The organism is Umezawaea sp., from assembly GCF_057122925.1.
The window spans coordinates 1-6,534 of sequence record NZ_DBNGPQ010000018.1; the positions used below are offsets into that span (position 1 = coordinate 1).

General features: G+C 74.6%; 1 protein-coding gene. It reads left to right on the forward strand.

The genetic code is table 11. The features are described 5' to 3' along the window. The coding region (locus tag AC156L_RS02770) for an SDR family NAD(P)-dependent oxidoreductase (protein ID WP_484406559.1) at positions 1 to 6,534 on the forward strand (6,534 nt) is incomplete at both ends.

The following is a 6,534-nucleotide window of genomic DNA, read 5'->3' on the forward strand; positions in this document are numbered from 1 at the left end:
CCGAGCTGGTGGAGGAGCTGGACGTTCCCGTCGTGGTCGCCGCGTGCGACGTGGCCGACCGGGACGCGTTGAGGGCGCTGTTGGAGGAGTACCCGCCGAACGCCGTCGTGCACGCCGCGGGCGTCGACTCGCTGGTGGCGCTGGACGCGCAGGACGTCGCCGAGTTCCGCCGGGTCGTCGCGGCCAAGGTGGCGGGCGCGGCGAACCTGGACGAGCTGGTCGGCGAGGTCGACGCGTTCGTGCTGTTCTCCTCCATCGCCAGCACGTGGGGCAGTGGCGGGCAGGCCGCGTACGGCGCCGCGAACGCCTACCTGGACGGGCTGGCCGAGTCGCGCCGCGCCCGAGGCCTGACCGCGCTGTCGGTGGCCTGGGGCGCGTGGGCGGGCGCGGGCATGGCGACCGTCGAGGACGTCGAGGAGCACCTGCGGCTGCGCGGCGTCAAGGCGATGGCGCCCGAGTTGGCGCTGGCCGCGCTGCGCCGGGCCATCGCGCTGGACGACGGTCTGGTGACCGTCGCCGACGTCGACTGGTCGCGGTTCAGCCCCGTCTTCACCTCCGAGCGGCTCAGCCCGCTGCTGTCCGACCTCCCGCAGGCGCGCGACGCCCTCGCGGGCACCGCGTCGAGCGAGGCGGGCACCGGCCTCACGGCGCGGCTGACCGGCCTGGCCGAACCCGAGCAGCGGCACCTGGTGCTGGACCTCGTCCGCACGCACGCCGCCACCGTCCTCGGCCACTCCTCCGGTGACGCGATCGAGCCGAGCAAGGCGTTCAAGGAACTGGGTTTCGACTCGCTGACCGCCGTGGAGTTCCGCGGTGTGATCGCGACCGAGACCGGGCTCGCGCTGCCCGCGACGCTGGTGTTCGACTACCCGACGCCCGTCGCGCTCGCCGAGCACCTGCGCTCCGAACTGGTCGGCTCGCGCCCGGCGGCCCTCGCCGCCACCGCGACCGCGATCCCGGTGGACGAGCCGATCGCCATCGTGGCGATGGCGTGCCGCTTCCCCGGCGGGGTCGAGACGCCGGAACAGCTGTGGGACCTCGTGGTCGACGGCGTCGACACGGTCGGCGACTTCCCGACCGACCGCGGCTGGGACCTGGCGGGCCTCTACGACCCGGACCCCGACGCACCGGGCAAGTCCTACGCCCGCGAGGGCGCGTTCCTCTACGGCGCGGCGGAGTTCGACCCGAAGTTCTTCGGCATCTCGCCTCGGGAAGCACTGGCGATGGACCCGCAGCAGCGGTTGCTGCTGGAGACCTCGTGGGAGGTCTTCGAACGCGCGGGCATCGACCCGGACACCCTGCGGGGCGGGCAGGTCGGCGTCTTCGCGGGCAGCAACGGGCAGGACTACGGCACGCGGCTGCACTCGCTGCCCGCCGAGATCGAGGGCTACTTCGGCACCGGCAACGCGGCCAGCGTCGCGTCCGGCCGCATCTCCTACACGTTCGGCTTCGAGGGGCCGGCGGTCACGGTCGACACGGCGTGCTCGTCGTCGTTGGTGGCCCTGCACCTGGCGGTGCAGGCGCTGCGGTCCGGTGAGTGCTCGCTGGCGCTGGCGGGTGGCGTGACGATCATGTCGACGCCCGCCGCGTTCGTGGACTTCTCCCGCCAGCGCGGTCTGGCCGCCGACGGGCGCTGCAAGGCGTTCGCGGCCGGTGCCGACGGCACGGCGTGGGGCGAGGGCGTCGGCATGCTCCTGGTGGAGCGGCTGTCCGACGCCCAGCGCAACGGCCACCAGGTCCTCGCGGTGGTCCGGGGTTCCGCGATCAACCAGGACGGCGCGTCCAACGGTCTGACCGCCCCGAACGGCCCGTCGCAGCAGCGGGTGATCCGCACGGCGCTGGCCAACGCCGGTCTGTCCGCGTCGGACGTCGACGTGGTGGAGGCGCACGGCACCGGCACCGCGCTGGGCGACCCGATCGAGGCCCAGGCCCTGCTCGCGACCTACGGCCAGGACCGGGAAACCCCGCTGCTGCTCGGCTCGGTCAAGACGAACATCGGCCACACCCAGGCCGCCGCCGGTGTCGCCGCCGTGATCAAGGTGGTCATGGCGATGCGGCACGGCGTCGTGCCCAAGACCCTGCACGTCGACGCCCCCTCACCGCAGGTGGACTGGGCGGCCGGAGCGATCGACCTGGTCACCGACCGGGTCGACTGGCCCGAGGTCGACCGGCCGCGCCGAGCGGGCGTGTCGTCGTTCGGGTTCAGCGGCACCAACGCCCACGCGATCCTGGAGCAGGCGCCGGTCGTCGTGGAGCCGGTGACGGCCCGCACGACGCCCGCCGCGGTGCCGGTCGTGCTGTCGGCGAGGTCGCCGGAGGCGTTGCGGGCCCAGGCGTCCGCGCTTCTGGGGACCGACGCCGACCTGACCGACCTCGGCTTCTCCCTCGCCACCTCCCGGTCGCGCCTCACGCACCGGGCCGTCCTCGCGGTCTCCGACCTCGACGACCTGCGCCGCGAGCTGACCGCCGTCGAGGCCACCGAGGTCGTCGGCGGGCGGGTCGCGTTCCTGTTCACCGGCCAGGGTTCGCAGCGGGCCGGGATGGGCCGCGGCCTCTACGACGCGTTCCCCGTGTTCGCCGACGCGTTCGACGAGATCGCCGCGCTGGTCGACCTCCGCATCGACGACCAGGACACCCTGGACCGCACCGAGTTCGCCCAGCCCGCTCTGTTCGCGCTGGAGGTGGCGCTCTACCGGCTGGTCGAGTCGTGGGGCGTCCGCCCCGACTTCCTCGCCGGGCACTCCATCGGCGAGGTCGCCGCCGCCCACGTGGCCGGTGTGCTGTCCCTCGACGACGCCGCCACGCTGATCAGCGCCCGCGGCCGGCTGATGCAGGCGCTCCCGGCCGGTGGCGCGATGGTCGCGCTCCAGGCCACCGAGGCCGAGGTCACGCCCCATCTCACGGACCTGGTGTCCCTCGCGGCGGTCAACGGCCCCCGTTCCGTCGTGATCGCGGGCGACGAGGCCGAGGTCGAGCGGGTGCTCGCGCACTTCACCGACCGCAAGTCCAAGCGGCTGGCCGTCTCGCACGCGTTCCACTCGCCTCTCATGGACCCGATGCTCGACGAGTTCCGGGCCGTCGTCTCCACGCTCACCTTCCACGAGCCCAAGATCCCGCTGCTCGGTGATGTCACCGACCCGGAGTACTGGGTGCGGCACGTCCGCGGCACGGTCCGGTTCGCCGACGCGGTCACCACCCTGGAAGCGCAGGGCGTCAGGACGTTCCTGGAGCTGGGCCCGGACGGCGTGCTCACGGCGATGGGCGCGGAGAGCGCCACCGACGCGGTGCTGATCGCCGGCCTGCGCAGGGACCGCGACGAGGCCAAGACCCTGGTCGCGGCCGTCGGTGCCGCCCACGCCCGCGGTGTCGACGTGGACTGGGCCGCCTACTTCGCCGGGACCGGCGCGCGGCGGGTCGACCTGCCGACGTACCCGTTCCAGCGCGAGCGCTTCTGGCTCGACGGGGACGGGTCGGTCGGCGACGTCACGTCGGCCGGGCTCGGCTCGACCGGGCACCCGCTGCTGGGAGCGGTGCTGCGCACACCCGACGGCGGTGTCCTCGGCACGGCGCGGCTGTCCGTCGCCACGCACGCCTGGCTCGGCGACCACGTCGTGGCCGGTGCGGTCGTCGTGCCCGGCACGGCGCTGCTCGAACTGGCCATCCGCACGGGCGACGAGGTCGGCTGCGGGCACGTCGACGAACTGCTGCTCCAGGCACCGCTGGTGCTGCCCGAGGGCGGCGCGGTCAACGTCCACCTCCAACTCGACCCCGCCGACGCCTCCGGCCGACGCGGCATCACGGTGTCCGCGCAGCCGGACGGCGGCGAGTGGACCACCCACGCCGCGGGTGTGCTCACCGAGGCCGTCCGGACGCCCGACGTCGACCTCACCACCTGGCCGCCCGCCGCCGAGGCGGTGGACCTCGGCTGCACCTACGAGGACCTGGCCCGCGCCGGACTCGCCTACGGGCCGGTGTTCCAGGGCCTCAAGGCCGCGTGGCGCGACGGCGAGACCGTCTACGTCGAGGCCGAACTGCCCGAGTCGGAGCACCGGGTCGCCGCCGAGTTCGGCGCGCACCCGGCGCTGCTCGACTCGGTGCTGCACGGCATCGGCGCGGGCGGCGCGCAGTCCGCGTCCCTGCCGTTCTCCTGGGCGGACGTGACCCTGTTCGCGGCCGGGGCCTCGCGGCTGCGGGCCCGGATCACCGGCCGCGGCGACGCGGTGTCGGTCGACGTCGCCGACGGCGGGGGCAGCCCGGTCGCGCACGTCGGTTCGCTGGCGCTGCGGCCCATCTCCGGCGAGACGTTCGCCGCGAACACCGATTCGCTGTTCCGCCTCGACTGGGTGCCCGCTCCGGTCGCACCCGAGTCCACCGCGGACGACGCCACGGTGCTGGTCGTTCCGGACGGGACGCTCCGCGACGTCACCGGCCACGTCCTGGTGGAGATCCAGTCGTTCCTCGCCAGCGGTGACGGCACGCTCGTGCTGGTGACCGGCGACACGACCGGCCAGGCCGGGGTTCCCGGTCTGGTGCGGTCCGCGCAGCAGGAGCACCCCGACCGGATCGTGCTGGTGCACGCCGGTTCCCGCGCCGAGATCCACGCCGCCCTCCCGTCGGTCCTGGCGACCGGCGAACCCGAGGTGGCCCTCCGCGACGGCCGGGCGCTCGTGCCGAGGCTGGCGCGGGCGTCCGCCGACGCCGACCCGGTCGCGCTCGGCGGCACCGTGCTCATCACCGGCGGCACCGGCGGGCTCGGCGCCGCCCTGGCCCGGCACCTGGTCGCCGAGCACGGCGTCGGGCACCTGGTGCTCACGTCCCGCCGCGGCCCCGACGCGCCGGGCGCGGCCGACCTGGTCGCCGCCCTGGACGCGCGGGTCGACGTCGTGGCCTGCGACGTGTCCGACCGCGCCGCGCTGGAAGCGCTCCTGTCGACCATCCCCGACCTGACCGGTGTCGTGCACACCGCCGGGGTGCTGGACGACGGCATCCTGGAATCCCTGACCCCGCAACGCCTCGACGCGGTGTTCGCGCCGAAGGTCGACGCCGCCCACCACCTGCACGAGCTGACGCTGGACCGCGACCTGGCCGTGTTCGCCCTGTTCTCGTCGATCTCCGGCGTCCTCGGGTCGCCGGGCCAGGCCAACTACGCCGCCGCCAACACCGCGCTGGACGCGCTGGCCACCCACCGGCACTCCCTCGGCCTCCCGGCGGTGTCGCTGGCCTGGGGCCTGTGGGACCAGCACTCCGGCATGGGCGCGACGCTCTCCGAGGCCGACCTGGCCCGCATCGCCCGCTCCGGGATGCCCGCGCTGGGCATCGCCGAGGGCATGGAGCTGTTCGACCGCGCCCTCCGCGCGAGCACGCCGGTCCTGGTGCCCGCGAGGCTCGACCTCCCGGCCCTGAAGGCGACCGGCGAGGTGCAGCACGCGCTGCGCGGCCTGGTCCGCGTCCCGCGTCGGCGCACCGCAGCCGGAGCGTCCGGCTCGGCCGCCGCGCCGTGGGTCGCGCGACTGGCCGGACTCTCCTCCACCGACCAGGAGCGGCTGCTGGTCGACCTGGTCCGCGAGCGGGTCGCGGCCGTGCTCGGCTTCGGCTCGGCCGACGACATCAGTCCCGGCCGCGGTCTCGTCGAACTCGGCCTCGACTCGCTGTCCGCCGTGGAACTGCGCAACGCGCTCAGCGGCGCGACCGGCCTGCGGCTGCCCGCGACGCTGGTCTTCGACTACCCGACGGCCACCGCGCTCGGTGCTCACCTGCGCACCGAGCTGGTCGGTGACGACGAGGTGGCGGAGGAGTTCACCGCGGCCTCGGTCGGCACGGACGAGCCGATCGCGATCGTCGGCATGGCCTGCCGCTTCCCCGGTGGCGTCCGGTCGCCGGAGGACCTGTGGCGGCTGGTCGACAGCGGCACCGACGCCATCTCGTGGTTCCCGACGAACCGCGGCTGGGACGTCGAGGGCCTCTACGACCCGGACCCGGACGCGGTCGGCAAGACCTACACCCGCGAGGGCGGGTTCCTGCACGAGGCGGGCCAGTTCGACCCCGCGCTGTTCGGCATCTCGCCGCGCGAGGCGCTGGCGATGGACCCGCAGCAGCGGCTGATGCTGGAAACCTCCTGGGAGGCCGTCGAACGGGCGGGCATCGACGTGGCGTCGCTGCGCGGCAGCCGGACGGGTGTGTTCGCGGGCCTGATGTACCACGACTACGCCACCGGTCTCACCGAGATCCCGGAGGAGGTCAGCGGGTACGTCGGCACCGGCACGTCCGGCAGCGTCCTGTCCGGCCGCGTGTCCTACACGTTCGGCCTGGAAGGTCCGGCGGTCACGGTCGACACGGCGTGCTCGTCGTCGCTGGTGGCCCTGCACCTGGCGGTGCAGGCGCTGCGGTCCGGTGAGTGCTCTCTGGCGCTGGCCGGCGGCGCCACGGTGATGGCGACGCCCGAGACGTTCGTCGACTTCTCCCGCCAGCGCGGCCTGTCCGCCGACGGCCGCTCCAAGGCGTTCTCCGCATCCGCCGACGGCGTCGGCTGGGCCG